The sequence below is a fragment of the Halotia branconii CENA392 genome, assembly GCF_029953635.1.
Classification (GTDB): Bacteria; Cyanobacteriota; Cyanobacteriia; order Cyanobacteriales; family Nostocaceae; genus Halotia; species Halotia branconii.
Map to the genome: position 1 here is coordinate 93,242 of NZ_CP124544.1, position 25,494 is coordinate 118,735.

Annotated in this window: 34 protein-coding genes and 2 pseudogenes; 26 read left to right on the top strand and 10 right to left on the bottom strand. The window is 41.6% G+C overall.

All coding sequences use genetic code 11. The annotated features are described in order from the left end of the window. Positions 1-23 precede the first annotated feature (23 nt). Both QI031_RS30765 and QI031_RS30770 read right to left on the bottom strand, forming a co-directional pair. Positions 24-827: a hypothetical protein gene (locus tag QI031_RS30765; RefSeq protein WP_281486379.1), complete on the bottom strand. Its 804-nt coding sequence runs from the start codon at positions 825-827 to the stop codon at positions 24-26. Between the two features lie 96 nt (positions 828-923). After that, the gene (locus QI031_RS30770; RefSeq protein ID WP_281486380.1) at positions 924-2,579 is read right to left on the bottom strand and encodes a hypothetical protein; all 1,656 of its coding nucleotides are present in this window, start codon (positions 2,577-2,579) and stop codon (positions 924-926) included. Between QI031_RS30770 and QI031_RS30775 the strand changes: the two genes are divergently transcribed. Further along, positions 2,578-2,775, top strand: coding sequence for a hypothetical protein (locus tag QI031_RS30775; RefSeq protein ID WP_281486381.1), 198 nt, complete (start codon positions 2,578-2,580; stop codon positions 2,773-2,775). The two genes, QI031_RS30770 and QI031_RS30775, sit on opposite strands and share 2 nt — an antisense overlap. 125 nt (positions 2,776-2,900) lie before the next feature. On the opposite strand, the gene QI031_RS30780 is transcribed toward QI031_RS30775, so the two are convergent. After that, complete coding sequence (locus tag QI031_RS30780; RefSeq protein ID WP_281486382.1) at positions 2,901-3,155, bottom strand: helix-turn-helix domain-containing protein; 255 nt, start codon at positions 3,153-3,155, stop codon at positions 2,901-2,903. A gap of 525 nt (positions 3,156-3,680) precedes the next feature. Between QI031_RS30780 and QI031_RS30785 the strand changes: the two genes are divergently transcribed. Next, on the top strand, positions 3,681-4,250 hold the full coding sequence (locus tag QI031_RS30785; RefSeq protein ID WP_281486383.1) for a hypothetical protein: 570 nt from the start codon (positions 3,681-3,683) through the stop codon (positions 4,248-4,250). A 493-nt stretch (positions 4,251-4,743) separates the two neighbouring features. Further along, complete coding sequence (gene iscB, locus QI031_RS30790) at positions 4,744-6,015, top strand: RNA-guided endonuclease IscB (protein WP_281486384.1); 1,272 nt, start codon at positions 4,744-4,746, stop codon at positions 6,013-6,015. Between the two features lie 187 nt (positions 6,016-6,202). Here the strand turns inward: iscB and QI031_RS30795 are convergent, their stop codons facing one another. Further along, the gene (locus QI031_RS30795) at positions 6,203-6,994 is read right to left on the bottom strand and encodes an Rpn family recombination-promoting nuclease/putative transposase (RefSeq protein ID WP_281486385.1); all 792 of its coding nucleotides are present in this window, start codon (positions 6,992-6,994) and stop codon (positions 6,203-6,205) included. Positions 6,995-7,210: 216 nt separating this feature from the next. On the opposite strand from QI031_RS30795, the gene QI031_RS30800 reads away from it, so the two are divergent. From QI031_RS30800 to QI031_RS30850, 11 genes are all read left to right on the top strand, one after another. Further along, complete coding sequence (locus QI031_RS30800) at positions 7,211-7,414, top strand: hypothetical protein (protein ID WP_281486386.1); 204 nt, start codon at positions 7,211-7,213, stop codon at positions 7,412-7,414. A 28-nt stretch (positions 7,415-7,442) separates the two neighbouring features. Next, the gene (locus tag QI031_RS30805; protein ID WP_281486387.1) at positions 7,443-7,916 is read left to right on the top strand and encodes a hypothetical protein; all 474 of its coding nucleotides are present in this window, start codon (positions 7,443-7,445) and stop codon (positions 7,914-7,916) included. A 78-nt stretch (positions 7,917-7,994) separates the two neighbouring features. Beyond that, a complete protein-coding gene (locus QI031_RS30810; RefSeq protein ID WP_281486388.1) occupies positions 7,995-8,876 on the top strand; it encodes a hypothetical protein in 882 nt (293 codons plus the stop codon). 366 nt (positions 8,877-9,242) lie between these two features. After that, positions 9,243-10,205 carry a DUF5895 domain-containing protein gene (locus tag QI031_RS30815; protein ID WP_281486389.1) on the top strand — a complete coding sequence of 321 codons (963 nt, stop codon included), beginning with the start codon at positions 9,243-9,245 and terminating at the stop codon, positions 10,203-10,205. Positions 10,206-10,283: 78 nt separating this feature from the next. Continuing rightward, positions 10,284-10,724 carry a hypothetical protein gene (locus tag QI031_RS30820; protein ID WP_281486390.1) on the top strand — a complete coding sequence of 147 codons (441 nt, stop codon included), beginning with the start codon at positions 10,284-10,286 and terminating at the stop codon, positions 10,722-10,724. 67 nt (positions 10,725-10,791) lie between these two features. Then, complete coding sequence (locus QI031_RS30825) at positions 10,792-11,022, top strand: hypothetical protein (RefSeq protein WP_281486391.1); 231 nt, start codon at positions 10,792-10,794, stop codon at positions 11,020-11,022. A 137-nt stretch (positions 11,023-11,159) separates the two neighbouring features. Then, positions 11,160-11,450 (top strand): hypothetical protein, encoded by a 291-nt coding sequence (locus QI031_RS30830; protein WP_281486392.1) that lies wholly within the window; start codon positions 11,160-11,162, stop codon positions 11,448-11,450. 9 nt (positions 11,451-11,459) lie between these two features. Further along, positions 11,460-11,840 carry a hypothetical protein gene (locus QI031_RS30835; protein WP_281486393.1) on the top strand — a complete coding sequence of 127 codons (381 nt, stop codon included), beginning with the start codon at positions 11,460-11,462 and terminating at the stop codon, positions 11,838-11,840. Between the two features lie 381 nt (positions 11,841-12,221). Then, positions 12,222-12,497 (top strand): hypothetical protein, encoded by a 276-nt coding sequence (locus tag QI031_RS30840; protein ID WP_281486394.1) that lies wholly within the window; start codon positions 12,222-12,224, stop codon positions 12,495-12,497. After that, positions 12,498-12,755, top strand: coding sequence for a hypothetical protein (locus tag QI031_RS30845; RefSeq protein WP_281486395.1), 258 nt, complete (start codon positions 12,498-12,500; stop codon positions 12,753-12,755). It abuts the gene before it with no gap. A 5-nt stretch (positions 12,756-12,760) separates the two neighbouring features. Next, entirely contained in the window at positions 12,761-13,072 is a 312-nt protein-coding gene (locus QI031_RS30850) for a hypothetical protein (RefSeq protein ID WP_281486396.1), read from the top strand. 394 nt (positions 13,073-13,466) lie between these two features. Here the strand turns inward: QI031_RS30850 and QI031_RS30855 are convergent, their stop codons facing one another. Then, entirely contained in the window at positions 13,467-13,916 is a 450-nt protein-coding gene (locus tag QI031_RS30855) for a hypothetical protein (RefSeq protein ID WP_281486397.1), read from the bottom strand. Positions 13,917-13,922: 6 nt separating this feature from the next. Beyond that, positions 13,923-14,249: a hypothetical protein gene (locus tag QI031_RS30860; RefSeq protein ID WP_281486398.1), complete on the bottom strand. Its 327-nt coding sequence runs from the start codon at positions 14,247-14,249 to the stop codon at positions 13,923-13,925. Between the two features lie 122 nt (positions 14,250-14,371). Here QI031_RS30860 and QI031_RS30865 point away from each other — a divergent pair, with 122 nt between their 5' ends. Next, on the top strand, positions 14,372-14,794 hold the full coding sequence (locus QI031_RS30865) for a hypothetical protein (RefSeq protein WP_281486399.1): 423 nt from the start codon (positions 14,372-14,374) through the stop codon (positions 14,792-14,794). Here QI031_RS30865 and QI031_RS30870 read toward each other — a convergent pair. Further along, positions 14,747-16,216, bottom strand: a pseudogene (locus QI031_RS30870) (ISLre2-like element ISCst1 family transposase). The gene QI031_RS30865 and the pseudogene QI031_RS30870 sit on opposite strands and share 48 nt — an antisense overlap. Before the next feature lie 127 nt (positions 16,217-16,343). On the opposite strand from QI031_RS30870, the gene QI031_RS30875 reads away from it, so the two are divergent. The 9 genes from QI031_RS30875 (at position 16,344) to QI031_RS30915 (ending at position 22,102) form a co-directional block, all read left to right on the top strand. Further along, positions 16,344-16,496 carry a hypothetical protein gene (locus QI031_RS30875; RefSeq protein ID WP_281486400.1) on the top strand — a complete coding sequence of 51 codons (153 nt, stop codon included), beginning with the start codon at positions 16,344-16,346 and terminating at the stop codon, positions 16,494-16,496. A 65-nt stretch (positions 16,497-16,561) separates the two neighbouring features. Further along, positions 16,562-16,876, top strand: a complete 315-nt coding sequence (locus QI031_RS30880; protein ID WP_281486401.1) for a hypothetical protein — start codon at positions 16,562-16,564, stop codon at positions 16,874-16,876. Beyond that, on the top strand, positions 16,870-17,310 hold the full coding sequence (locus QI031_RS30885; protein ID WP_281486402.1) for a hypothetical protein: 441 nt from the start codon (positions 16,870-16,872) through the stop codon (positions 17,308-17,310). The genes QI031_RS30880 and QI031_RS30885 overlap by 7 nt, the downstream gene beginning before the upstream one ends. A gap of 8 nt (positions 17,311-17,318) precedes the next feature. Next, positions 17,319-17,504, top strand: coding sequence for a hypothetical protein (locus QI031_RS30890; protein WP_281486403.1), 186 nt, complete (start codon positions 17,319-17,321; stop codon positions 17,502-17,504). Positions 17,505-17,780: 276 nt separating this feature from the next. Continuing rightward, a complete protein-coding gene (locus QI031_RS30895; protein WP_281486404.1) occupies positions 17,781-19,316 on the top strand; it encodes a hypothetical protein in 1,536 nt (511 codons plus the stop codon). A gap of 322 nt (positions 19,317-19,638) precedes the next feature. Beyond that, positions 19,639-19,950, top strand: a complete 312-nt coding sequence (locus QI031_RS30900) for a hypothetical protein (protein ID WP_281486405.1) — start codon at positions 19,639-19,641, stop codon at positions 19,948-19,950. Then, positions 19,943-20,236 carry a hypothetical protein gene (locus QI031_RS30905; RefSeq protein WP_281486406.1) on the top strand — a complete coding sequence of 98 codons (294 nt, stop codon included), beginning with the start codon at positions 19,943-19,945 and terminating at the stop codon, positions 20,234-20,236. The genes QI031_RS30900 and QI031_RS30905 overlap by 8 nt, the downstream gene beginning before the upstream one ends. Before the next feature lie 181 nt (positions 20,237-20,417). Then, positions 20,418-21,050: a hypothetical protein gene (locus QI031_RS30910; RefSeq protein WP_281486422.1), complete on the top strand. Its 633-nt coding sequence runs from the start codon at positions 20,418-20,420 to the stop codon at positions 21,048-21,050. Between the two features lie 185 nt (positions 21,051-21,235). Further along, positions 21,236-22,102 (top strand): hypothetical protein, encoded by an 867-nt coding sequence (locus tag QI031_RS30915; RefSeq protein WP_281486407.1) that lies wholly within the window; start codon positions 21,236-21,238, stop codon positions 22,100-22,102. Positions 22,103-22,242: 140 nt separating this feature from the next. Here QI031_RS30915 and QI031_RS30920 read toward each other — a convergent pair whose 3' ends face one another. Continuing rightward, positions 22,243-22,500, bottom strand: a complete 258-nt coding sequence (locus QI031_RS30920; RefSeq protein WP_281486408.1) for a hypothetical protein — start codon at positions 22,498-22,500, stop codon at positions 22,243-22,245. Between the two features lie 264 nt (positions 22,501-22,764). Further along, positions 22,765-23,658, bottom strand: coding sequence for a tyrosine-type recombinase/integrase (locus tag QI031_RS30925; RefSeq protein WP_281486409.1), 894 nt, complete (start codon positions 23,656-23,658; stop codon positions 22,765-22,767). Positions 23,659-23,754: 96 nt separating this feature from the next. Between QI031_RS30925 and QI031_RS30930 the strand changes: the two genes are divergently transcribed. Both QI031_RS30930 and QI031_RS30935 read left to right on the top strand, forming a co-directional pair. Further along, positions 23,755-24,213 (top strand): double zinc ribbon domain-containing protein, encoded by a 459-nt coding sequence (locus QI031_RS30930; RefSeq protein WP_281486410.1) that lies wholly within the window; start codon positions 23,755-23,757, stop codon positions 24,211-24,213. A 141-nt stretch (positions 24,214-24,354) separates the two neighbouring features. Then, positions 24,355-24,960 (top strand): Uma2 family endonuclease, encoded by a 606-nt coding sequence (locus QI031_RS30935; RefSeq protein WP_281486411.1) that lies wholly within the window; start codon positions 24,355-24,357, stop codon positions 24,958-24,960. Here QI031_RS30935 and QI031_RS30940 read toward each other — a convergent pair. After that, positions 24,957-25,436: pseudogene (locus QI031_RS30940) on the bottom strand (ATP-dependent DNA helicase); the annotation flags it as partial. The gene QI031_RS30935 and the pseudogene QI031_RS30940 sit on opposite strands and share 4 nt — an antisense overlap. Positions 25,437-25,494: the final 58 nt, after the last annotated feature.

Consider the following 25,494-nt stretch of genomic DNA (forward strand, 5'->3'; position numbering starts at 1 on the left):
TCAATATCTAAATTACTCAAGGTCTAAAACGGCATATTTTGTTGGTCTTCTTCTGGGGCTTGTGACCAAAACTCTCTAAGCGCTTGGAGTTTCGCCGCTTGAAATTGCTGTTTCTCTTGGGGCGACACTTCCTTAACCAAACGCTCAACCTCAGCCTGTTGCTTCTGCGTCATCTGTTGGGTGGTCATAGCAGGTAAGGCCAACGGTTCATTTTTTGTAGATGGTTGGAAGTTACGGCGACGGAACAAAAACCGAAAATGGCGTTTATCTTGTGGTGGTAGCGATCGCCATACGTCCTCACCCCAGCCTGGAGGGATAAAGTCAGATGACGGGGGCAACAAGGCTTGAATTTGGACTTGCAACTGGGCTAGAGCCTGTTGCATTGTAGGAATAGCTTGGAGCAATGCTAACTGTTCAGTGCTAAGTGATTGCGGAGTATAGCCAGTTTGTGACCAGATAAATACCCTTGTCCCGGCTCTGGCTACCATACGGTAGTTGTTGGCTGCGATTTGTTTACCTTTATATTTCCGGGCATCCATCGCGTAGTATTCCAGCACTGCATGACAAAGTTCGTCAATTACGAACAAGCTATTTTGGCTATCGTTCGTTATGAGCCTCCAGTCATTACCAGCTAAATGTTTCAGCGATTCTGATAAATCATTCGTTATGGGGTCAGAATCACGAATCTTGTTTAGTAATTGGGTGATGGCGGGTTGGTCTACACCGCAGAAATTAGCTAAAGCTGTGACAGTCATTCCGCTTACGCCGTCGTTGGTGCGGGTGCAAAATCCTAATTCGTCCTGAATCTGAAACGTAATCGCATCCATATTCATCTTGACTCCAATTTTTGACGCATCAGAATATCGGCAGCAGTTGAGCCATGCTGCATTCAGTTCTTGTAGAGATGTGAGCGCGAGTTTTATTTACTGGTTTGTTTCTTGCCAGAACCGCAGGTCATCCTTGAAACATCTGTCAGTTTTTTTGGGTCTATCCTTCCAATGCTCCCAAGCCACCCAGACCTCATCCCCTAAGTCTTCGATAACTTCACCTTTGGCGTTATATAAAGCGCAGTAGATATCAGCGTGGGCAACGATAGAACCCAGCCCAATCACTTCATCATCAGAAGAGCCAGATTTGGCAGGGTTTTCGTGAGGAACCACTGGTTCCGTAATTTGCGAGGATTCGGCTTTCTCCAAAGCGGTGATTAACTCCGTTTCTTCGGTGGTTAACTCTACCCAGTAGTCATTTTTGATAGCCTCATACTCAGTAGCCACACTCAAATAGTCACACCAACTACAATCAAGCTTTGACAGCACTCCCCGAATATCGCTAACCGCCTGGGGAAGCAGTTGTAACTGTTCTGCTCGATGTGCGATCGCGCTTTGTGTTGGCTCACTACCAAGTATGATTGCAGCTGCCTGGAGTGCGTGGGTGTTGTTCATCGCACAAGCCATATTGCTCAATGCTATGCCCATCAGCCGTAAGCACTCCTGAGCGTTTTCTTTCGGTGGTTCCTCGGCAAGCGATCGCAGGTCGATTGTTTTATCTAGAGCTTGCTTGACTTCCTTATTCAGTGCCTTGGTTGCTTGCTTAGTAAGAGTATTGCCCCATTCTTGGGTAGGGCGTTCTTGTACAGCGTTTTCTAGTTCCTGAATACGTCGTTGTAATCGTTGGTTCTCAAGTTCTAGCTGCCTCAAGTCTTCCAACTCGAAAAGCCGATGCTGTAACTTGATGTTTTCTTCCTTTTGTTGCTGAAACAGGTTTTGTAAAGCGGTCAGTTGTTCTTGTACTTGCTGTTGGGCTTGGGTTGTAGCTTCTGTTTGTAACCCAATCCTTAATTCTTGCTCCAGGCGTTCAAGCTCCTGCTGGTGCTGCTGTTTCAGTGCGGAGATCGCTTCGGCGTATTCTTTGGGGTAGGTTCTTTCGGTGGGGAATGGAATGCTTGGGGCATCTAAATCGGCATTGTTAACCAGTTCCCTGCTACCATCAGCAAATGTGACAATCTGTTGCCAGTGATTCGGGGGGTCAGCTTGGATGGTTCCCGATTCCCCGTGTTGAGTATGAGTTGGTGACGTAACTGTGACTGTGGCAGACTGGGGAACCAGTGGTTCTTCAATTTTAGGAACCAATGGTTCCTGAGTTTTTTGGCGTGGCAGGCGAGGAACCACTTTTTGAGCCGCAGCTGCAAAGTCTGATTCGCTAGGGGAGGGATTATCTTGCAGTGCGATCGCAACAGCAACCTTTAGCTTTTCTGGTTCTTTAACCAAACGCAGCAGTGAACGGGCTTGACGCTCGTTTTTGATGTGTTCACCCAACTCCTGGGCTGCATCAATAACTTTTTTGGCTCCCAGTAGTTGGTTGATTCGTCGGTATCCACCCCAGGCAGATAATTCGCCTTGGCAGTATTCCTCAAAAGATTTATAGCCAGCTTCACGGTAAAGTTGTTGCTCCCGCATTTGCATAATTTCGTCTATTGCCTGCCACTCGAAACGGTCTATGGCGGCGAAGGTTTCATGGATGCTGATGTTGAGATTGCTGTAGTCAAGGGTTGAGGTTATTTCTGGTTCTAGTGTCAGCATGTTTGTTGCCCACTATGGTAAATGCTGGAAACAGTTAGGGTTTCATGAGCGCCAAAGTGAGTATTTAGCTGATATGGAAGTCATACCAAAAGTATGCCAACATTTAATTAGCTCACTTTGTCGTAAACGGATTGAGCAGGCGATCGTCTTGCTTGCCGGCCGGCGATCGCTTTCAATTTTTACTCTACTTTGCTAAACAACATTTCAGTAGTTCTCCATTGTGAGTTATAAATAATACAAAAAGTAAAATTAATACTAATGAAACATTTTTGTTTCATTTATACCAACTGCATCATTAGTAGAAAGACCGTTTTATCCATTTCATTGAATCTCTTGTACTAAAGCAGCTTTAACTTCAGCATCAAAATTTACGCCAAGTGCTTCAGAAAGTTTACGTAAAGTTTCGCGCGGCAAAGACTTTGCATCTTCAGTTTCTATCCGGTAGAGATTCCCGACACTCATGCCAGCTTGAGCTGCTACCCAAGTAGGGGATAGTCCCTTGGACTCCCTAATCTCTCTAATTCGAGTGCCTAGACCAGGCAAATCAACCGATAAAGTAACTTGCATTAAGTTCATAACTTGACTTCTCCATTAATGTAAGCAAATCATAGCGCTTCTTTCCTCTGTTATCAAGCCTTACTCATTTAGTGTTACTTATTCAGTGTGACTTTACAAGCAAAACTTTACAAGCTATACTATAAGATATAAGGGAGGAAACAAGCGCAACGCCTCCTAGTAAGTAAAGAAGCGCTCACTACAGAACCTTGACAAGAGAACCGGAAGTACCGATTGAGGGGTAGCCGAGGCACTGGCACAACCAGAGAAGGGGAGAGGTACACATCGGGAAAACGGATTCGGTTAATAAAAAATTACTAACAGGACGACTTACTTCTGAAGTTGTTGAAGCCGTCGCCTGACATTATTGCTCTCCTGCTTGGTAATGCTCCTCGTCACTGGCTAGGAGTAATAAAGAGAAGCTGCGCTTAAATTCTTTGAGAGTGTTGTGGTCAACCACAACGTTGTTTCGTGTAAATCAAAAGGCGATCGCCCACCTGGAAAGTATGCGATCGCCTTTTATCCAAATCAATGGAGATTTTCATTATGGCTTACATAACCCAAACACAGCAAGCATTAGATCAACAAGCGATTGCCCAACAGGAACTCGATAGTCTTCTTGAAGCCCAGGCGCAAACTGTAGCCCCATCAAAAGACCCATTGACCGACCGTGATCGCACGATCATTGCAACCATCGTCAACCAGTCCGATTATCCCCACGATTGCCAGCCGCAGAATGTAGTCACCATCTGGATTAACGAGGATAATATCGTGTGGGTGAAGATGACCCACGGTTTCGCTCGTTTCAACAAAGAACCGTTTAAGGCAGCAGTGGCGCAGGTCAAAGCAAGCCTACCTGAAACACCACGAGAACGCAACGAACGATTAAGCGCGGAACTCGAAACAGCTTGTAGTAAGTTCGGGCTGTGGCATGGACAGGTTGACTGGTTGTCATTTAGCACGAAAGTCTTTCGAGGCAAAGATTTAGTGGGCTTCGTCGGATGTACTGACGAGGGTTGGTACGGCAGACGTTATCAATACAGCCCCAACCAACAAGCTGATAGTGCAGAAGCAGCACTGACATCATTAAGAGTGCGGGTGGCAGTAGCGGCGTAGTTTTATACACAAAAAGGCGATTGCATACCAAGAGAATTGCAATCGCCTGTGAACCAAGTAATCGCTCACAACTGAATAATGGCATATCATACAGCAAATAGGCACTTATTTGAAGAAGATGGGGTAGAAGAATCTCAGGACAAGATTCTGCTGCCCCCAAGCGATCCTGATGCAGAGGTGTTGCAGGTTTCAGGTTATAAACTGGTGTATGTGAAAGGCGCTTGTCCGAAGATATACCGCGTATACAGGGATGATTCAATGGTCAGCACCCCGCACTGAAGTAACGGGGCTTCATGCCTCAACTTCAGTTAGCTGACCAGCCTTAGTTTCACTGACTACGTTTTTAAGGTTATGACACCGACGAATACTTTCCAGTTTGTCGCTCTGTCGTCAGTCGTTAAACAGCTTTACGAGGGGTAAGGCAGTGCGGCTGACCTAACAAGCCTTGAAAACATTGGCGAGGAACACGTTACCCGTTTTACGGAGATTTCCAATGTCCAACTTTGTCTTTGTTCTTGATACCGACAGACGACCGCTAAACCCAACTCATCCGGGTGCAGCGCGTCATCTGCTCAATACTGGAAAAGCTGCGGTATTTCGTCGTTATCCGTTTACCATCATCCTGAAAGAAGCTTGTCCCGACGTGCCCGTACAAGATTTAGAACTCAAACTAGATCCAGGCTCAAAGGTTACGGGCATCGCAATTAAGCAAGGCAACAAAGTCATCTTTGGAGCCGAACTGCAACATCGGGGACAACAAATTAAGAATGCGCTGCTATCTCGTCGCCAATTGCGACGAAGTAGACGGAATCGCAAAACTCGCTATCGGCAGGCGAGGTTTCTCAATCGCACCCGTCCTGATGGCTGGCTGGCTCCGAGTCTTCAGCATCGGGTTGATACCATTCTCACCTGGGTTAACCGACTCCGTAGGTTTGCACCAATTAGCAGTATTACTCAAGAGTTGGTGCGGTTTGACCCGCAACTGATGCAGAACCCTGAGATTTCAGGCGTTCAATATCAGCAGGGAGAGTTGCAAGGATACGAAGTGAGAGAGTACCTTCTGGAAAAATGGAATCGGAGATGTGCTTATTGCTCAATCGAGAACGTCCCTTTTGAGATTGAACACATTCAACCCAAATCAAGGGGCGGTTCTGATCGAGTTTCTAACCTTACGATTGCTTGCCATGCCTGCAATCAAAGCAAAGGGAATCAAGATATACGAGATTTTCTTTTCTGCAAACCTGATTTACTCAATCGTATTCTCAAGCAGGCAAAATCCCCACTCAAAGACGCTGCCGCCGTTAATTCAACCCGTTGGGCATTGTTTCACGCGTTGAAAGAAACAGGCTTGCTAGTCACAACTGGGACAGGCGGACAAACCAAGTTCAATCGCACTCGATTATATCTGCCTAAATCTCATTGGCTAGATGCGGCTTGTGTCGGTCAAGTCGAATCGCTTGAAGTGTTGACCTCAAATCCGTTGCTGATTACGGCAAAAGGACACGGAACGCGGCAGATGTGCGGCACTGACAAGTTTGGATTTCCAAATAGACATCGCACTAACCAGAAAAGCTGGTTTGGCTTTCAGACGGGCGACTTAGTACGCGCTGTTGTTGCGTCAGGTAAATTTGCAGGGCGATGGGTAGGGCGAATCAGTGTTCGTTCTCGACCGAGTTTTAAGCTAGCGTCCAGCAAGATTTTCGATGTTCATCCAAGATATCTACAGGTGATTCACCATGCTGATGGTTATAGCTATACAGCTTAGGCGACTAAAGTCGCTGTTCGTTTTTCCTCCTTACTCTAAAGAGACAAGGCTCCCAAACTTATCAAGAGTTTTATGTGGGTTTGGTGTTTCAGCACATCACCCATTGGTCAAATGAAGTGGGCGAAATCAGGTACGCCAAACCAGGGGATGCAGTAGTCGGGCTGGAGGATTTGGAACTGGAAGCGGCTTAATCTTGATTGTCGGGTTCTTGCTGTTGCAACTGTTGCACCATTTCTACTGATAATCCAGTTATCCGTGCGATTGCGTCAACAGTCATGCCTTCTGCTAGCAAGTTGAGGGCAATTTGACGAGCCTTTTGTTGACTTCCTTCTTCTCGCCCTTCTTCTTTACCTTCGCTCAGAATTGACTGATAAATGATTGATTCGCGCATAATGTCCTTCCTGAATAAACGCCCAATTACTTCTTGTTCTAATACTAACCCAGCCAGAATTGCGGCAGCAGCAGAAATATTACTTTGTGTCCTTCTTTCACTAATTTTATCAACAGAGTTAGCCACTTGTTGTAGTGTACTAGCCTTGTCGTTGGTCGCACTTAATACAGCAAATGGCAATAATCCTGGGGTGTTCAGGAATATTTCTAGTGGTTGTTCCCACAGGCGAATTACTGAAAATTCATGCCGCATTTTTTCTGTTGTAAATGTGGTTTGATGCACTTTGTTAGATGTAGTTTCATCTAAATAAATCACAACCTGATGTATTTGTTTATTGGGAAAACGACGATATATCCGCAAATAATAATCAGCCATCCGAAATGACATATTTTCATCAGGCTCAGTCTGAAACTCTATATGTAGAACAACCTCATCTGATTGCAGCAAAATTAAAGAATCAGCACGAATTGGTTCTATTGATAATTCTGTTGGGCTTAACTTAGTCAAAGTTATTGGTTCTCCTAATAACCAAGTGGCGAAATCAGGAGAATACAGTTCAGCAATGAATTTACAAGTGTTATCAAACATTGCTCATAAATTAGTGGAGTTATTTGGTGAAGTTTTTGATTTTCTTCTCATTGACTATTGTATGAAAAACTGAAGAATAAAACCATGCCTAAAAAACAAAACTGCTCTGAATTAACAGCAGTTAATTTGCTGTGTTCGTTTATCGCTGATAAGTTTGATTGTGAGTTCACACAACTTTTTTGCTAATTGATAAGAATGCAATTGAAGAGACAAAAGATGATACAAGATTTTCGATTACAGCCAAACATTAGTATTTGGCATGACGGCGAAAGCTTCAAAGCTCAGGTTTGTTGGGATAATACAGATACTTCAAAGCCAGAATTATCTGCTATAACCGAGACACATTTAGCTGCAATAATTGCAAATGTAATTCAAACATACATTGTTGAAGAGATTGAATACAACTTATTTGTCAACTAGAACAAACAAAGGAAAAGTATTAAATATTATGAAAACCAAACTCGAAAATATCGATCTTTATTCTCCTAGCTTAACATTGGATACCCTCTTCGTTTGGAAAGGTGGGGGGCATGAATTACATCAAAGGAATCCCAAGTGTTGGGATAGTAAATGTCGGCTGCGGATTTATCAAGCTTATTTAATGCCAAATATAATAATCTGTTCAGATTTAGACGAATCAGACACGGGTACAAGTATCACAAATTCTGTAGAGAATCTTGCTACTTTAATTTGGCAGAAATATAGCAAAGAAGAATTGTCACCTAGTTCTGGACATTTGGGAAATCAATTCGTCTTTATTGAGCATTATCCCTACCATAATAAAGAAGACTGGGATGATAAAGAAGAAACATTTTGTTTAGTGCAGTTTAACTGGGATGGACAGAGATTTTCAAAACCCCGACGGAGTCCTCTGACATCTAATGCTGTGTTTGCGCTGATTAATCAGCCTCCAAGTAAGTAAGTAAGTGAGTGGAGGCACTCACGACCAATAAATAGTAAAGCAATTCCCGTATCATACATTACAGTTCATACTGGTAACATGACCCGTAAACCTCACGATCAATTTGCAAAGCAGTTTTTAGAGGAGCTATTGTCGCCTTTGGGTAAGGTGGAACCGAACAAGGAAGTCATAGATGAAGCACGTTTTGTAGATGTGTTGTTTTCACCAGCACCTCAAGCTCAAGCGCCAAATCTAGGACTACTTGGAAGGATTGCACTGCTAAATACGGCTTTACTAGAGCCGTTCCGCAATCAACCCAGCAGAACAGAAGTACGCAACTGCTTAACAAAGCTGTTCACGGTGATTGCAGACTCACAACGTAAAGCTAAAAGAGAGGACACAACTATACCAGAGGATGATCTAGCGCGGTTGTGGATTTTATCGCCGTCAGCTTCCCCAGGACTATTGGAAAGTTTTGGGGCTAAACTAGACTTAGAAACTTGGATGATCGGGGTGTACTTTCTGCCAGATTCTTTTAGAACGGCAATACTGGCGATTAACCAGTTACCTGTTACGGATGAAACCCTTTGGTTAAGGATTTTAGGTAAAGGACAAACGCAACGCCAAGCTGTGAATGAATTGTTGGCACTTCCTGAAAGTAATTTGTTACGACAAAATACTTTAAAGTTAATTACAAACTGGCGCATTGTTTTAATTCAACAAACAGACAATTTAACTGAAGATGAGCAGGAATTGATTATGAACTTGTCGCAAGCCTATCAGCAATGGGAAGATACTACTAAACAACAGGCAAGATTAGAAGGACAGCGCCAAGTTGTAGAGAATTTGTTGAGATACAGGTTTGGTTCTGTGGACGAAGAATTGTCAAGAATTGTCGATAGTTTATTACAGCTACCTCCAGAAGAGTTTACGCCTTTGTGCTTGCAATTAACTCGTGAAGAACTATTAACTAGGTTCTAAATTGCGGGATAGTAAAAGTAATCCCGAAGTCATTACAACTTATCAAAAAATTATCAAGCACTTTGTTAACAGCAGAGCGCTTCTTTTTATGTCTAAAAAATTGAAGGATAAAACCATGCCTAAAAAACAAAATTGCTCTGAATTAACAGCAGCCAGTCTACTGCATTTGCTTCGATGTCGTGGTGATTATAGCTAAAAAATTAGGAGTCAGAAAAATTGAAAAATCAAGAAATAACTTAATGGATGTATCAATCATCTGGGATTAGTTCACTCATTCTGACTTCTGAGTACTGGCTCGTGACTTCTAATTAGAAAAGCTGCGCTTGGAATATTTGAGATTAGGTAAATCATTTAATTGGTAAAATCATGACAATTACACTAGACACATTCAAATCCCCTGAGTTTCGTGGTAGTTTCTCTAAATTGCCTATCTGTCAATTATTGAATGGGAAAAATATCTTATTCATCAAGTCAGATAATATTAAACTATCAGGTTGGATTAAGCGAGGAGAAGTTGAGAATTTAATAACTCAATTGCAAGCCACGCCCAAAGGAAAGAAATTTACATTACCTGAAGGATACGATGTTGCTTGTGGTATTCCATTTATTCACACTTACCGCAATGGAAATAGTGAATCAGGATTAGCTTTTGAATGTCCCAGACTTCATGTTTTAGCTTCTAGTCCTAGAATGATTGAGGTAAACGACAAAGGTGCTGAAGCCGGGATTGGACGCAAGGGAGACATCCTTGGTAACTTTGAGACTTGGCACGGTCAATCAGTTAGGGAATCACACCCGAAAGAGTTCACTACGTTACGGACATTACATCTAATTTATTTGGTTGATACAAACGGTAACTTTCTCCACAAAGTTCCTTTAGTCTTGACAGTTCATGGTGGTGCTGCGGCATTCTTTGGGCAACAGTTAGAGAATTTCTACAAGCTTGTGGAGATAGCTTACTCTGACTCTCAAGGTGATTCATTTTATACCTTAAACGAGCAAGCAAGAGCCGTTACTATATTTCAGCCAACATTTGATACAGAACTTGTTGGTAGTGAAGCTCGTGCTGAAGTTTGCGCTGTCGTGGGATTTAATGAGCCAACAGCAGAGAATGTTCAAGAGTTTTTTAATCTTGCCAATGCTGAGAAGATTTGGGGAACACAGCGGTCATTATCGGGATTTGCTTCTAGGTATTTGAAGCAGTTTGAGAAGTTTCATCAGATTGCGCCTGGGGTAGAAGTTGATGAGTTTCCAGAAGAACAATTTGGTAAAACTATGCCGATGAATCAAGTTGATGAGATAGAAGATAATGACCCCGATAATTTCTAGCTAATGCTAAGTAATTCGTAATTACTTGTTTAATTACGAATTACTTCAACACAGAGTTAATTGTGCAAAAGGATAATTATGTTTGAAACTCATACTACCAAAGATGGTCAATCAATGCTTATCTGCCAAATGGAGGATAGACATTTAAGCAATACAATCAAGTCGTTCTGCCGTGAGATAGAAAAGTGTCGCAAGATATTAACTCAACCCACCGCCGAAAATCAGTTGATTGCAGTTTTTAATCCTACATACAGTCAAGCTAACCTCAAATCACAAGCTGAAAAGCAACTAAAAAACTATCACCAAAAATTGCAGCCTTATTTAGCAGAAGCTTTCTTGCGGAGATTGAATTTAGTTAACGAGGTGCGTATAGCTTACGGCAGAACAGAACGAGTTTTTAATTCATTCAATATAATTCTTGAGTTGCCTGTTGACAATGATGATGATTACGAAGACGAGATCGACGGTGAATCTGATGATTCTCATCCTGGTCATTCATTTCATTACAGTGACAGTTAAAACTTGAGATTTAAGAAAGGCAGGTTATCGCTGCTTTTCTTTTTCAACAATTAATAGGAGAAAAACAATGTCTAACGATACAACAGAAAAACTACATTACGATTACGCACGGGAAGAAAAGGAAGCAGAAAGCTGGCTTTGGATAGCCCGGATGAGTGAGCCAGGATTACCTGAGCCTGACTGTTATTCGTTGCTTTTTAGTGCCGACGGGAAAGAAGCGGTAACGCTAATCAATAACTTTCAATTATTATCTGGTATTAAGGCACAAGAGTATGCCAAAAAGTTAGCTTTTGGATGATTGTTTGTCAAGAAAGGTAGCTTCAAACTGCTTTTCTTTTTTTTCACACGTATTAAGGAACCAACATGACTAGTAAAGAACTTATTCAAGTTACACAAAAAAGACAAATTGAGTACAGAGAGCAAAGGAGAATAATTGTGCGTGATCGACGTACCATCAAACGTCACAAAATACTCAAGGTTATCGACAAAACCATAGAAGCAATATTGATTGGATCATTGCTGACGACTGGTTTTTTAGGGGTAGCAGCGTTGGGCTGTTACGGGATTGCGATTATCGACGCGAACTCGGAACCGACGATACTTCGCTTACATGATTGGAAGGCGCAGACAAATGTTTGTCTGGGAGGAATGACAGTAGCATTTTCAGTATTTTTAGGGAGTGCAATTCTAGGCGGAATGTTGAGCGATGATGTTGATTATAAATAGGAAGAAGAAATGCTAAACCTGAAATATCTCAACATTTGTGCTGGAGTGCTAGGACTGACAGCAGCAATCATCGGAGGCACGATTTTATTTAGAGGGGCGAGTGCTAAAAGTTTATTCACTGGTTCTTGCTTGTTTTCCGGTGGAAGTCTTGTCGTTGTAACAAGTCTGTATCGAAGACAGATCGACAAAGAAATCGAATTGGACATTGACCAAATATTAGAAAAAAGACGCAAGGCAGTTCCCAAAACTTGCAGGGGGTGCAAGAACTATCACGGTGTTAAATATGGGGGAGTGATGCTAGTGTGTGCAATTCATACAAATGGCGTAGATGGCGATTATTGCCCAGATTTTGAAAGTTTCAGTCAGAAAGGGGGAACGAAATGGAAATAATACTAACCACAGCAGAAATTAGAGCAATTCTCAAGGGCTGTCAACAAACTTTGAGGCTGATTAGAAGTACTACAGAGTATCGGCAGATCGAACGTTGCGAGTACTTTTCAACGACAAATGAGGTTGTGCTTGGGGATGCGATTAGCGTTCTTAATGAGATAGACGAGGCAATTGAAAAGTACCAATCTATCACACAACAAGTGAAGGTCTAGATGGAGCAACAAATCACAGAAGCACTGGGTCTGGGTAGTCCTCAACTGCAACCGGAACCAAGACCGGAGCCAATGCCGCAGGTCGCTACATCTATCTACGATTTTGCGAAAGTATTGGCGGAAAACGAACCACCGAAAAAGTCAAAGTAAACTTACAAAAGAGAAGACTGTGACATTAGCTTTAGACAAACCTACAAAAAGCAAGGAATCTACTCTAACAAAAGCATTGCGAGAAGTAGATCAACTAAAGTTCAAGATTCACGAATTAGAGAATCAGCATCAAGATTATGTGCGATCGCAGCAGGATCTGATTACTGTAATTGCCGAAATTTGCCCCTCTTTGATACAAGAAGTTGAAGCCCTTCGTATTCTGATATACAAAGGCGAGGCGGATTGTCGGCGGTACTTGCGTTCATTGTTAATTAATCAGAGGAAAGTGAGTTAAGTGGGGAATGATGTTGCGTTGACTACGGGCAAGCTCTATCTATTCCGTGGTGTGCAATTGCGCTATAGCCACGAGCGTCAACATCCAGAGCAAGCCCGATATGTATTCACGGATTCCAAAGGGCAGCGGCGGGAGTTAAGAGCGCAAATTGTGCGGCGGGAAGTTCAGGAGATTCGGGAGTTTGGCGCAGGGTTGTATCTGGGTCAGATTCTGGACAAGAAGAAGATGCAACAACCAGCAGTCAAACTAAACAGATAAAGCAGATGGAAACCTCAAAAATCATTACTATTCCGAATCACTGGACATCCCCAAAATATTCATTAGGGCAACACACCAAACAGGGAATAATCGTTGGGGTTCAGTATTACCTATTTGAAAACTTGCTAGCTCCTGAGCGTGATGGTTCATGGCGATATGCGGTGTTAGTTAGCAGTGAAGACGAACAGGTGGATTACATACCGGAGTCTCAGATTCGATTACTTTCATCTCCAGAATTGCGCTTAGAGATGGAAAGTGAGATTGACTTTTGTCAGCGCAAAATTCAGAACCTTCAACAGCATTTAGAGACGATGTGAAAATTAGCCGATTAATCAAAAATAGCCCCATCAGCCGTTTTTCCAATTCTTGTCCCAGGTGTGCCGCTTTGAGTTGTGACATCTCTAATCCATGCTAGGAGTGAATTGTAGGCATTTTTTGTTAGACCAAATTAGTACTTGAAAATGAAAGCGGCACGGAAAGCGGCCAAAAAAGGGATAAAAATAGCTCTAACTGTTGCGATGAGAGAGTTTGAGAAAATAGGGGCTGTGACACTAGAAATATAAGGGTTTCAAGAAAAGCGGCACACTGTCACAACGAGAGAATCAGAGTTTTGGGCGATAAAAAATGTCACGGCACACTAAATTTGTGACATTTGAATTTAAAAACAAAAAAAAGGAGCGATTGCCCCTAGTCGTTCGTTTTTTGTAGTGTTTAAGCCGCAGCCAATCGTATCCATTGCTCAACTTCTGGGCGAGTTAACCGTTTAGAAGCCTTAAATGCAACTTGCTGTTTTTGCGCCCAACGGTAAAGTGTTCTAAGTGTGACTTGTTTGCCTGTGACTCTAAGAATAATTTCTGGTAAGTCTTTTCCGACTGCGTTGGTGAAACAAGCGTTATAAATGGCTTCAGCTAAATGCAATTCAGCATAAGGATTACCTGAGAGCTTGAACTTAATTTGAAACAGTGTAATTTTTTTATTAGGCTCAAGCTTTTTCATATAAGCCAAAGTCAAAAGCCATAATGCTTGCTGCTTTTCAACTTCACGAGCATATTGTTGAACCTCACATAACCTTAACCATTTACGCCAAGTACGCTCTGCTATAGGACGGCAGTGAACTTGTTCGCAAGAGGTTTTTAGCCAGTCTAAAGGATATTTTTCCATCGTCACCTAGCTTGTCTCATCGGGTGGTAAAGCTGATTCATCTACTAAAAAGTTGTCCCAATCAACAGCATCAACCTCAAAAACATCATCTAATCCGTTGTTAGTGAGTATGTCTGTAATCAATTCTTTGACAGTACGTTGATTGATTGCAGCTTCTTGACGTAAATCCTGACAAACTTCTTCCCAGTTTCCGTCATTGGAAACTCGATCAATCAAAATTGCTTCGGCCATTCGGGTTTTACTAACTCCTCTAGTGTGACCCCAGAGAATCAAGCGAATTTCTTTGACTAAGGGGAGGTTAACTGAGAATCTTCTATCGCGCTTATTAGCCATAAATAGGATGCCAAAATGATTCCATAATTATAAGTTTTCGCGTCACATTCTTTAATTCTAAGGTAATAGATGCCACATAGATGCTAAAATAACACCAATCATTGTATTAATGGAAGCATATTATGGAGAAAATTGAGCAACTTTTACAGCCTTACAACATTGAAGTAAGTGTTGAAGAAGTTACTAAGCTCTGCGCTCAAGTTGATGCAGACATTGAGCAGTTGACTGATACTCAAGCACAAGCGATCGCACAGCATATTATTGAGCAGCGTTCATCCTCTGGGAAATTAGCCACCAATAGCAAGTCTAAGAATGGCAATGGGAAATTAGGCAAAAACTCCCCGCGCCGTAAATCCGTTCCGCCATTGCAAGGAGCGATCGCTAAAGCGTCCCAAGTTTCTAATCAAGAAATTCAATCTTTGGAGGATGTTCTAAACGTAGGGATTGACGCTTATACGACTGATAAAGCAGACCGGGTGCAACGCGAAAAAGTTGGGTCAAGCAGGGTAAAGTCTAGCAGTCAAAATGGAATCACAAAAAGTTGACCAACTTCCCGCAGCCCATTGACATCGAGCGTGCAATATTGCTTCAGCATTTTCTAGCAACCAGAACTTGCCATTACCTTTAAGCCGTAGATTGACCACTTGGCGAATTAAACTCTCGATGGCACCACTGCCAATAGGCATCTTCATTGCCGCTAGTTGAGAATAGCTCAATCGCCCTTGTTCAGAGGATTTTTGGAGATACCGAATTTGTGAGTTCATGATTGAGCGTTGCTCATGACTGGCATTTTGACTCAAAACCTGCATTTGTTGAATCAACTCCTGTGCTTGTCCTCTTTTGAGAGTAGAGCGTGCAGTTTTAAACCAAGCAATTCGTTCTTTTGGTTGAGTAAAAGCAGTGTCGGCAAACGATTGTAAATATTCTGTGGCATGGTAGAAGTCAAGTAACTGGTGTATGGATTCTGGTGGACAACCCAGACGTTGCAGTAACGGTGGAATGTGTTTCCAAATCCACTCAGCCCCGTCCGCAATTAGTAACACTTGAGATGCGAGATTAATTCCTAAACGTACCAGATGCATTTCTAATAGTGACAAAAAGGGCTGAAGTTTACCATAGGTACCATCGTTAGTTACAGGAATCTCAGTAGTATTAATGCGTTTGCCATGTTGGTCTACTGCATAAATAGTCAGTAGTTTCGGTTCCGTCCATTCACCTTGATAACCATGACGATGACTATGCTGACGACGTTTACCCGCCTTGTTTTTCCGAATTCAAGTCCGTCCTCCATCTACAGAAACTACTACTCGATGGGCTTTTAAGACAGGTGTAGTTTCTAAAGTTCCTTGTTTTAATTGGAACAATTGAGAGTCACGCACACTCAATCCCTGTTTGTTGAAATGATAAGTTAGACGCTCAATTCGTTTAATGCTGATGCTTATTCCCCAATCTTGAAGTACTTGGCCAGCGATCGCAAATGAACCACTTACTGACCCGATTTCTGCCACAGTAGACCAAACTAAAGGCGTGATCCCTTCTTCCATGCTTAACCATCTTAAAAACGGACAAAACCCCTGTCCTCTGGTTTTTCGGTGTTTAGAGTTTGGTTTCTTTGACCGTTCTACCACATATGGTAATCGCAGAGATACTGCGACATTACCTAAACATAAGACTTGTCGTTCAACTCGCCCGTTCCCCTGGCTTTTAGGGTGTCGCCATCCCTGGGTTTGTTTTTTCGCCGTCTTTACTGCTTCAGGTGATTGTGACAAATTGTGCAACAGCAAAGCAATACATTCTCCCGCCAATATTAAAGCCGCTTGTCTAATTTTCTGTTCTTTCTCACGTAATGTCCGCCCATCCCATTGGGAAATATCAGACATTGAAATTAGCTCAGTAATTGTTTGAGAAAAATTTTTCAGGGATTGAGCTAGGTCTAGTGTTGCGGGTATAGTGTTATTACTTTTCAATGTAGGAAACTCCTGGTTGCTTGGGTATCAGCCCAAACATCTTGTCCAGGCATCCTACTTTTTTTTGTGCCTTTCACGCTACCCTTCATTACCCAACTTTTTCGCGTTGCACCCAGCAGACCAGTTGTTGTCAACGATTCGGAATGCGCCCAAGGAGGTGGTGAGTAAATTTGTAGAAAGAGCGATGGAGGAGGAAGCGGATGTAGAAGGCTTTCGTGAAGTCGGTGAACAACTCGTTGCGGGTATTTTCAGCATTAGCGCAACAAATGCAGCCGAGTAAATTGATATCAATAGCAGCAGTAGCAAATATGTTGCTGCTCACTATCATTTTGGTAGTGACGATATATGGAGCAGCAAACAGAATGGACAAAGCCAAGGATCAACATCCAACTGAAGACAGATGGAGAGTTGAATCTGTCAGGGATATCAGAAAACCTCAGTTACGAAGAGTTTCTGATAGTCCAGCAACTGATTGATCAATCAAAACAGCGATCCCAAAATGCCAGCAGAGTTCAAGAATTAATGCAGCGAGGGATGATGGCTCAAACAGCGATCGCTGCTTTTAGTGTATTGATGTTTTCGTTCATGGGGATATACGGCTTAACCCGTTTTATTGGTTCACAAGTAAAACAAGTAGAGGAGAGTTATAGCAATTGTTAGGGAAGTGGCTCCCCGGTTTATTCGGTAGTAAAAATGACGGTGTAGTATCAACAGACTTGAGAGTTGGTGATGCTACCCAAATAGAGGGAAATATCCCAGGAACAATTCGAGATCGCTACAGCTTACCAGCTTATGCCACAGCACAGCAGGTATTGGATGAGGCAGAAGTAGCGGGAACCTTAAAAGCACAGAAATGGTTGCATACAAAGTTTTCTCGGCACAAACTTAAACAGATGCAATCATTAGCTGAGATGTATAAAAACCAACTGACATATTCTCAAGAAGCGATGAATGTCGAAGAGGATTTGCAGCGAACCAGGGCATTACATGGGGAAGCGGTGATTCGTCATGCGTTTGGTTCCCAAGAACAACAACGGCAACTTGGGGGATATGAAAAGGCATTTGATGAAGTAGGAGATTCGTTTAGATTTTAGGAGGTAATATGTTACGTAAGAAATTTGGAGATTACATCAGAATATGCGCCAATAGTGGCAGTTTGTTACCTTACATTGCACAACAGGATAGTCCAGAAAAAAGCAGAGCTTACGAAAGATTTAGGCTATTAAATGCCGTTGCTGAGATTTTTTATCCTTGGAACGAGTACGAGGACGACAACTGTGAATATTAAATTATCCTTTGTAGGCTATGCGGTTTGCGGGATTGGCTTATCCATGTTTATGGGATATTTATCAGTTGCCAGTCCTATTAGTCGCTTCGTGTTGTGGATTATTGGGATGGTCTGCATTTGCTGTATAGCTTTGGGACTGTTCAACTTTGCAGGGCTTGTTGGTAAAGGGTATAGCTTCAATCGTAAGACGTTCATGATTGGGTTAATGCCTGGGGTGATCTTTGCATTTATATTTCTCATGTTAGTTAGTGCAGGAGTTTCCTTGGGGGTTAGGTGATGACGTTTGAATTAGAGAGGATAACATCAAGTCCTGTAATCAATGCAGAGCGAACCATTCTTTGTTCTTTGGGAGTATCAGCGCTAATGTGCTTGTCTGCTCCCTTTTTCTTGAATACTGACAAAGTAACAACAGGGATACTGCTTTGTGCTGGAACTATAACTGCTGGTTTGTTTGGAGTATCTGCTCAAATCAGCGAAAGTAAACAAAAGATTTATCGGGCTTTAGAAGAGGCTGATTTAAAATCCTTGAAACAAACTTTGCAAGGTGAAGCAGCTTACGATTATGTCACTACTGCGATCGCTGCCAAACGGCGAGTAGCAGATTTTGTCAATCGTCTACCTGTGCAAGAACGTCCTCGCTGGATTGCGGAGTACGGTTTGCAAGGATTGGTAACGCTACCAGAACCACCAGCACGACAGTTGCCACCACGCCCTGGTATTCCTAATCCTGATATTGCAGATATTGATGAAGAGTCAGTACAGTCGGTAATCAACCCTGGTGCATTGCAAGTTTTACAAGCTTTTGCTGCCAATTATTCTGAATATATTCGTTTGGATGCTGCTTGGCTAAATGAATTATGTGATGCAGCATCCAATCAGGATATGACAAAACGCAGCAACCATCATTTTTATCTATCAGGAGGAACCCAATCTGGTAAGTCTACTTTAGCGGGTATCATTATTAACAAGATTGCTGCCAAGTCTCAAGCTCCAGCAATTGTGATTGGTAGCGATCCTAAAGATGAAGTGACACGCTGGCTGTGCAAGTTTACTCGTAAATTCGATGGCATGAAAACTTTGTCGAGTTGGATTACCTTTGCTACTTCGCAAATTGACAAGCAAAAGGCAAGGGTCGCTGCTGTTGGTGGTGATTGTCACGGAGTCCCGGAATTATTTCTTGCCCAGGATGAAGTAGATAGTGTTTATGGTGGTGGCAAAGGACTTCCAGGAATGGTTGATACTGACACTGCCAAAGACCTGCAAGGATTCTGGAACTATATCATTAAATTTACCGCTGGACTTAAAGGCCACGGGGTATTCATGGGCCAGTCTCCATTGTCTGGAGAAACAGGATTTAGTCGTCCATCTCTGAAAAACGTTTGTTTTATTGCCACAGGACAGACATCCTCTTATATTCTTGAGCATCCCCAAGATTTTGTAAATGTCAAGAAAGAGATTTTGGAGATGTTACGTCAAGCTTGCGAACTCTTGGATAAAGCTGGTATACGTTATGCCTTAGTAATTCCAACTCGTGGTAATCCCTTTGTTGCTCTAATTCCTGAATTTGATATCAAAGGAATGGAGCAAAAGCAGGATAAAGACAAGACTGATTTTAAAAGTGCTACACCTACACAAAATAACCCACACCAGCATGTTGATTGGTATGAAGAAATTAGAAAATGGGCAACCGAATTAGGCAGAAAACCTCAGTATCAAGAACTAAAACAGAAGTGGCAGGAGCTAACGGGGCAAGAATTAAACGAAAAAGGCGTGACTCTACTACAAGAATTTCTCGGCTACCCGGACAATTAGATTGGGATGCCAGATATGGCAACATCAAAAAGTACAAGAAACAAGTAGCCATTGCACACCGAAAGCATAGACAAGCTCACAGTAAATGCTGTTGTTGTTTAGTAGATAAAGCTACGCAAATGCACCACACAGAGTACCGAAAGCAGGAAAAGCTAGGGGTTAACTGGTTTCCATTGTGTGATGGTTGTCATCATGCAATAGCACATTCAAAAATCAACTGGGTTAAAAGTAAAATCAATCCAGTTTGGAATAATTGAAATACGCCAGAGTTTATTAAGCGATTACAGCTTGGGTTTCAATTATTATATGGAGGTATTATTTGGTGATTAAGTTTTTAATTAGGTTATTGCCTGATTCAATTCTTGAGTTGGTGAATGCTTTTTCATTAGCAGAATTAGACAAGCGAAAATTAATCATCTGGGCAGAAGATGTACCCACTATAGAACCAGAAGTTGAATATTTGGCATTTAATTTAGCTTCTCATTTTACTGAATTAACATCTGAGAATATGCCAGAGATTTTGAAAATAATTGCTGAAATTTATACAAAATATGGTGATTGTTTGGCTTTCACCTATTTGATGGAAATTTCTGCTGAGTACTTTGGATTAATTGAAGAGGCGGAAAATGTATAACGATTATGATGGCTTGAGTTTTAATCAGCACCTACAACTAACAGAAGAGCAAATCAGGCGACGGCATCAGCAACGAATGTTCATGCGAAGGAATGCTGAATTGTTACAGCAAGAGTTAGAGATAGAAGCAGAATTGCTTGAAGAAAATCCTGAACTGGCGCAAGTGATTCATGAGCTAAATACGTTAGAAATTCAAGCCGGACAGCAAGGATTAAGGGGCGCTGTTCAGGGTAAATCGTCGCCAAAGTCTCGAAGTTTGTGGAGTGGTTTCTTTCCAGGATCATGAGAAATCATGATATCTTTGCTAACCTAACTTCACTAGTTAAACAAGTGGCTCAAGTTGGAATTGGGCTTTTAATAATGCTGCTGATAACTAAAGGTCGTCTATCAGGCTTTGTAGTTGGTTCGACTGTCTGTTTGAGTATTATTTTTGTTGCCTGAAGTGAAAACAATAAAAAGGGGAAATCATGGATTCAGAACAAGACTTTTTATTCTGTAACGAAAGGATAGCTGATAGATTTAATCCCTTTTATGAAGGGGAATATCTCATAATCCAAACTTACCCTAGTGAGAAAAAATTAGTAATTAATAAGCGATGTTTGAACTACGAATCAGCTAAAGATCACTGCAATCTAGAGAACCTAGCTCACGACTATACCTCATTTGCAGTGAGAATTTTTCATGAAGGAAGGCTTTGGGATATTGACTTTTTGGGTAATCCGTCGAGGTTATCTAAACAGCAGGATTGGAAGATTGTCCAGGAATATTTAGATGTAGATTACGATGGGGAAACTAACGAAGCGCTTATATGTTCATGCAGCTATCCCTACATTGAGAGGTTGATAAACGATCGCTGGAGTTCTTTCACTTCTCTTTTTGATGACAAAGGGCGAAGTATTGAATATTGTCCCAACTGCAATGTTACATTAATCGAACAAGTTGACTGCGATGGAGACTTTAGTTTTTATGAACAACCTAGACCAGTTTCTTGTGTAGGTTGCGATAACTACCACGGTCAATTTTATGGAGAAAATTTGTTAACTTGTGCAATACATCCTCATGGATGGAATGATGATATTTGTCCTGATTTCTTTAACTAATAGTTTTTGGTTGCAATCATTAGCCACTCAAACTTTGGAAACAATTCATGATACTCATTGGGTAGTTAGGGTAGCAACTGCTGTTTCCCGCTAACCCTTTCGTGTGTGAAGAGTTTTTTAAGAAAGTTGTGCTAACCGCTTATGTTCTAGTAAACTTTACTAGAATAATGGCGCGAGAAAACCCTATGAGCGACACCAACAACTCAGCACCGCCAGGGAGAATTAACCCTATAGTATTGCCCTCTGTTTTGCTAGGCGATCGCGCTGCACTTCCATCTGTGCCAGCTATTTATTTTTGTATAGATGTATACGACAGAATTTTATACATAGATGCCACATTGAATCTAAATCAAAGGTGGATTGCTCATCAGCAACACGCTTCGCTTGCGGCAATCCTTGATGTTCGGATCGCGTGGTTGGTAGTAGATGAACCCGAAGTATTGCAGGGCATTAAGCAGACCATGATTGAATACTGGGAACCTAAACTTAATGACTGGCGGTATAAACTACAACTAATTCAAGATTTAAGTATTGATGGCTGGCATGATTTTCAAAAGGTAGATTTGCAAATTTGGGCAATGTATAGAGATGCAGTAATGCCTACGCCTGTACCAGCAGAAATTGATACGGCCTATCGTGATGTGATGCGGGAAAAGGTGAAGGAATTCAAAAAAGTTGAAGCCCAAGAGCGCCGCCAGCGACTAGAACAGCTACAAGCTCAGGTGGAGGATTTAGAAAATAATGGGTTTGTCCCGCCGCCCGGTTGCTACCTCAGTACTTATAAAGTCAAAAAAATTTATGGGGTTTATGAATATTGGAAGCTTTGGAGCCACAAGCCAGTATTCCCAGCGCGGATGAACCAAAAGCAAAAATCGTTCTGGTTGAGTCAGGGTAAAGATTACCAGAAGACTGGCAAAGTTAAAACCATGCACTTGGGCAAAGCCGACACCCTGACATATAACCTAGCCATCGAGGGTTTGCAGAAACGTAGACGCATTGAGGGGTTAAAACGAGAGATCGAGATTTTGCTGATGAGTTTGGATGATGGGTAAAGGCAGTATTTTCAGTTTGTGTTCTAGTAAGTCTTACTAGAACAATAAAGGTACTTGCCCTTGGAAACATAGAAAAAAGCTGTTAAGTGATTTTATTAGTGATTTTATTCTAGTAAGCTTTACTAGAACACGGACGATTTTCAACGGTTACAAACCCAGAAACTATTGCAGAAACTAATTCGTCGCTTCAATTCGTCTACCTCTCCCTTAGTAACAGCTGGTTTAGGTTGAGTAGGCTGGGTAGATAGAGAAAGAGAAACTGTTAGACGATTTTTTAAAGCATCCAACACAAACTCTTTGAGAGAAATACGCTCATCCTGCGCCCGTATTTTGACGGCTTCAAGTAATTCTTTCTCTCCCTCACCATTAAACTTAATGTTTAGTTGTGGTCTGCTCATGGGTAGACTAGCTAGACTTGTCTACCCAAATCATACATTACTGCGATCGCTCTGAGAACTATTAGCGATCGCCAACTTCTTAGCACAAGTAATACCGGGAGCAAAATAAGTTGGCGCAGAGATTTTTACCGCGTAAAAACTAGACGGTACAGTTTATTTTCGTAAACCCATATTTTGTTGAAGCGGAGTATGTATCATACTCTGTACCAATTTAATTATTTGAGATATTTGCTGTTTTAACAAAGCTTTTATACTACCTGCATTTTATATATTATTTATCAAATTATCTAAAGCCGTTTTTGCTACTAATTCTGCTCTAGAACTAGTTACTTTTTGATAGCGTAAGGTCGTTTGGATATTCTGATGTCCCATCAATGCCCGTAACTCCTCAATCCCCATGAGTCCCACCCGTTCTGTCGCAAAGGTATGGCGCAGGTCATGTAGTCGTATCCCTTCTAATTCGTCATTTTCCCCAATTGCTGCTTTCCAGTCTGCATTTACAGTTCGATAACTGACTGGAGTTATAACTTTGCTCTTTGGCTGTTGAGCCGTAAATAATGCTATTGAATCAGAATGACGATAATATTTTATATACTTATTTAAAGCTATTTCTGCATCTTCACTATAAAAACACCAACGTTGTTTGTTACCTTTACCCACGACTTGAAACTTACGTTGCTGTTGATTTATCTGCGATAGTTCCAGTGCTAGTAATTCCCCTACTCTAGCTCCGCTTCTATGTAACAGACGAGCGATCGCCTCTAACCGGGAATTAGCTTTTACGCTTGCATACATAGTTTCTAGCTGGGATGGTGTCAGATAGCGGATTATTTCATCTGTCTTGTGTTCCCCTCTTTCTCGTTCTGGTTTTCGCAAGCCCAGGCGACTAGCTGGGTTTGATTTAATGTAACTTTCTTCTACAGCAAAATTAAACAGAGCGCTGATTATTGCTTGATGACGATTATGGGTGGTATACCTTAATTCATCTAAACTTTGAAGATAATTTTTCAAGAGTTGACGATCTATCAATTCTATAGGTAATCTACCATGTTCTTTAAGCAAAGGTAGTAGCGTATATTCGTATGATTTAACTGTACTAGCTACTAATCCATTTCTGGTTAAAAATGCTGTAGCTACTTGTGCTAAAGTAATTGTCAATTTGCACCTCTTAATTATAGTAAAAGTATAATGTATGATTTAGATTAATAAAGTTGTTTTTACTGTTATATACATATTTAATTACATACTATACTCATGGATAATACCCCAAAACCTCAAGAATCATTGGCAGAATACGTCAAAAGAATACGTGCCAGCTTGGGCATGAGTCAAACTGAACTGGCACTTAAAGCTGGGATTCATCTTCAAAGCTTGGGTAAGATTGAACGCGCTATGACTACCAAGCTTAATAGTAAAAGTCAGCGTGGGTTAGCTGTAGCTTTGCAGGTTCCTAGCGAATATCTTGATGCTGTTGTTCGTGGTATACCTTTAGGTGCATCCGATTCTCTCAAGTTCTGTCCTCACTGTTGGCAGGCTGGAACAGCACCTGAAGAAATCTGGCTGTTGCCACGATCTCAGTTTTGTTTTCTGTGCGGTAATGGCTTACGTAATAGTTGCTCTCAGTGTCATGAACCAATTACGTCTTTAAAATTTAGATTTTGTCCTTACTGTGGTTTTCCTTACAAAGGACTTCAGAAACAGGATGTGACTTGAAGGAGATTTTGAATATGTTGTCCAACTTTACCTAACAAAAGTGGATGTCCAAGTTTACTATAAAAAAGTTAATTAACTATAATCCATCCGTTTTCTGCTGAAATTTCTAATTATGCTCTTCCCCATTTTGGAGATTTTTAGATGACATACACTCCACCTAAAATACTCAGCTTCGAGGAATTCATCACTGAATATGGAGATAATACACGCTACGAACTAATTGACGGAGAACTAAGAGACATGGAACCGACAGGCCCTCATGAAGCTGTGGCTGGTACTATCGCAGGTCGAATCTATGTCGAAATTTTTCATTCTCAGTTCAACTGGACAGTGCCGAAAACTTGTTTAATTAAACCTCCTGCGGCTGAAGCTACAGCTTTACGTCCTGATGTGATTGTTTTAGATCAAGAACAATTAAGTAATGAACCACTTTGGCAAAAAGAACCTATTATTTGTAACGGTAGCACTATTAAGCTTGTTGCTGAAGTTGTCAGTACAAATTGGCAAGATGACTATGCCAGAAAAGTGGAAGAATATGCTTTTCTTAACATCCCTGAATATTGGATTGTAGACTTTCGGGGATTGGGAGGTTTGCAATTTATTGGTAATCCTAAACAACCTACTTTTACTGTGTGTCAGTTAGTTAACGGTGTATACGAACAGCACCAATATCGTTTAGGAGATAATATTCTATCTAATTTATTGCCTAATTTAAAGATGAAACTTAACGATGTTATGCCGATTTAGACAGTCTGCAACAACCTCTGCCACAATCTTGTATATCTCTGCTGATCATCTGTAGTTCGCACAGCCAGGGATATCGCTTTCTTGGAACCCACTACAATTACCAACTTCCTCGCACGAGTCAGTCCTGTGTAAAATAAATTTCGCGTTAACATCATATAATGTTGCATGAAAAGAGGAAATATAACTACGGGAAATTCTCCCCCTTGGGACTTGTGGACTGAGATACTAAAGGCAAGAGCAATTTCATTCAAGTCAGCATAGTCATAAATTACACTACGTTCACCATACTGCACCATAATTTCTTGTTCTACGGTGTCAATGGTTTGGATAATTCCCAAATCACCGTTAAACACTTCCCGGTTATAGTCATTGGTTAGTTGGATAACGCGATCGCCTTCACGTAACAGATTTCCACCCCTATTAATCTCCACTTTGTCTGGTGCTGGTGGATTAATCAACTGCTGTAATACAGTATTGAACGGTCACACTCTTCTATTTCCTTGGTTTCAGCCGCTTTGTCACCCAGTCAGATTT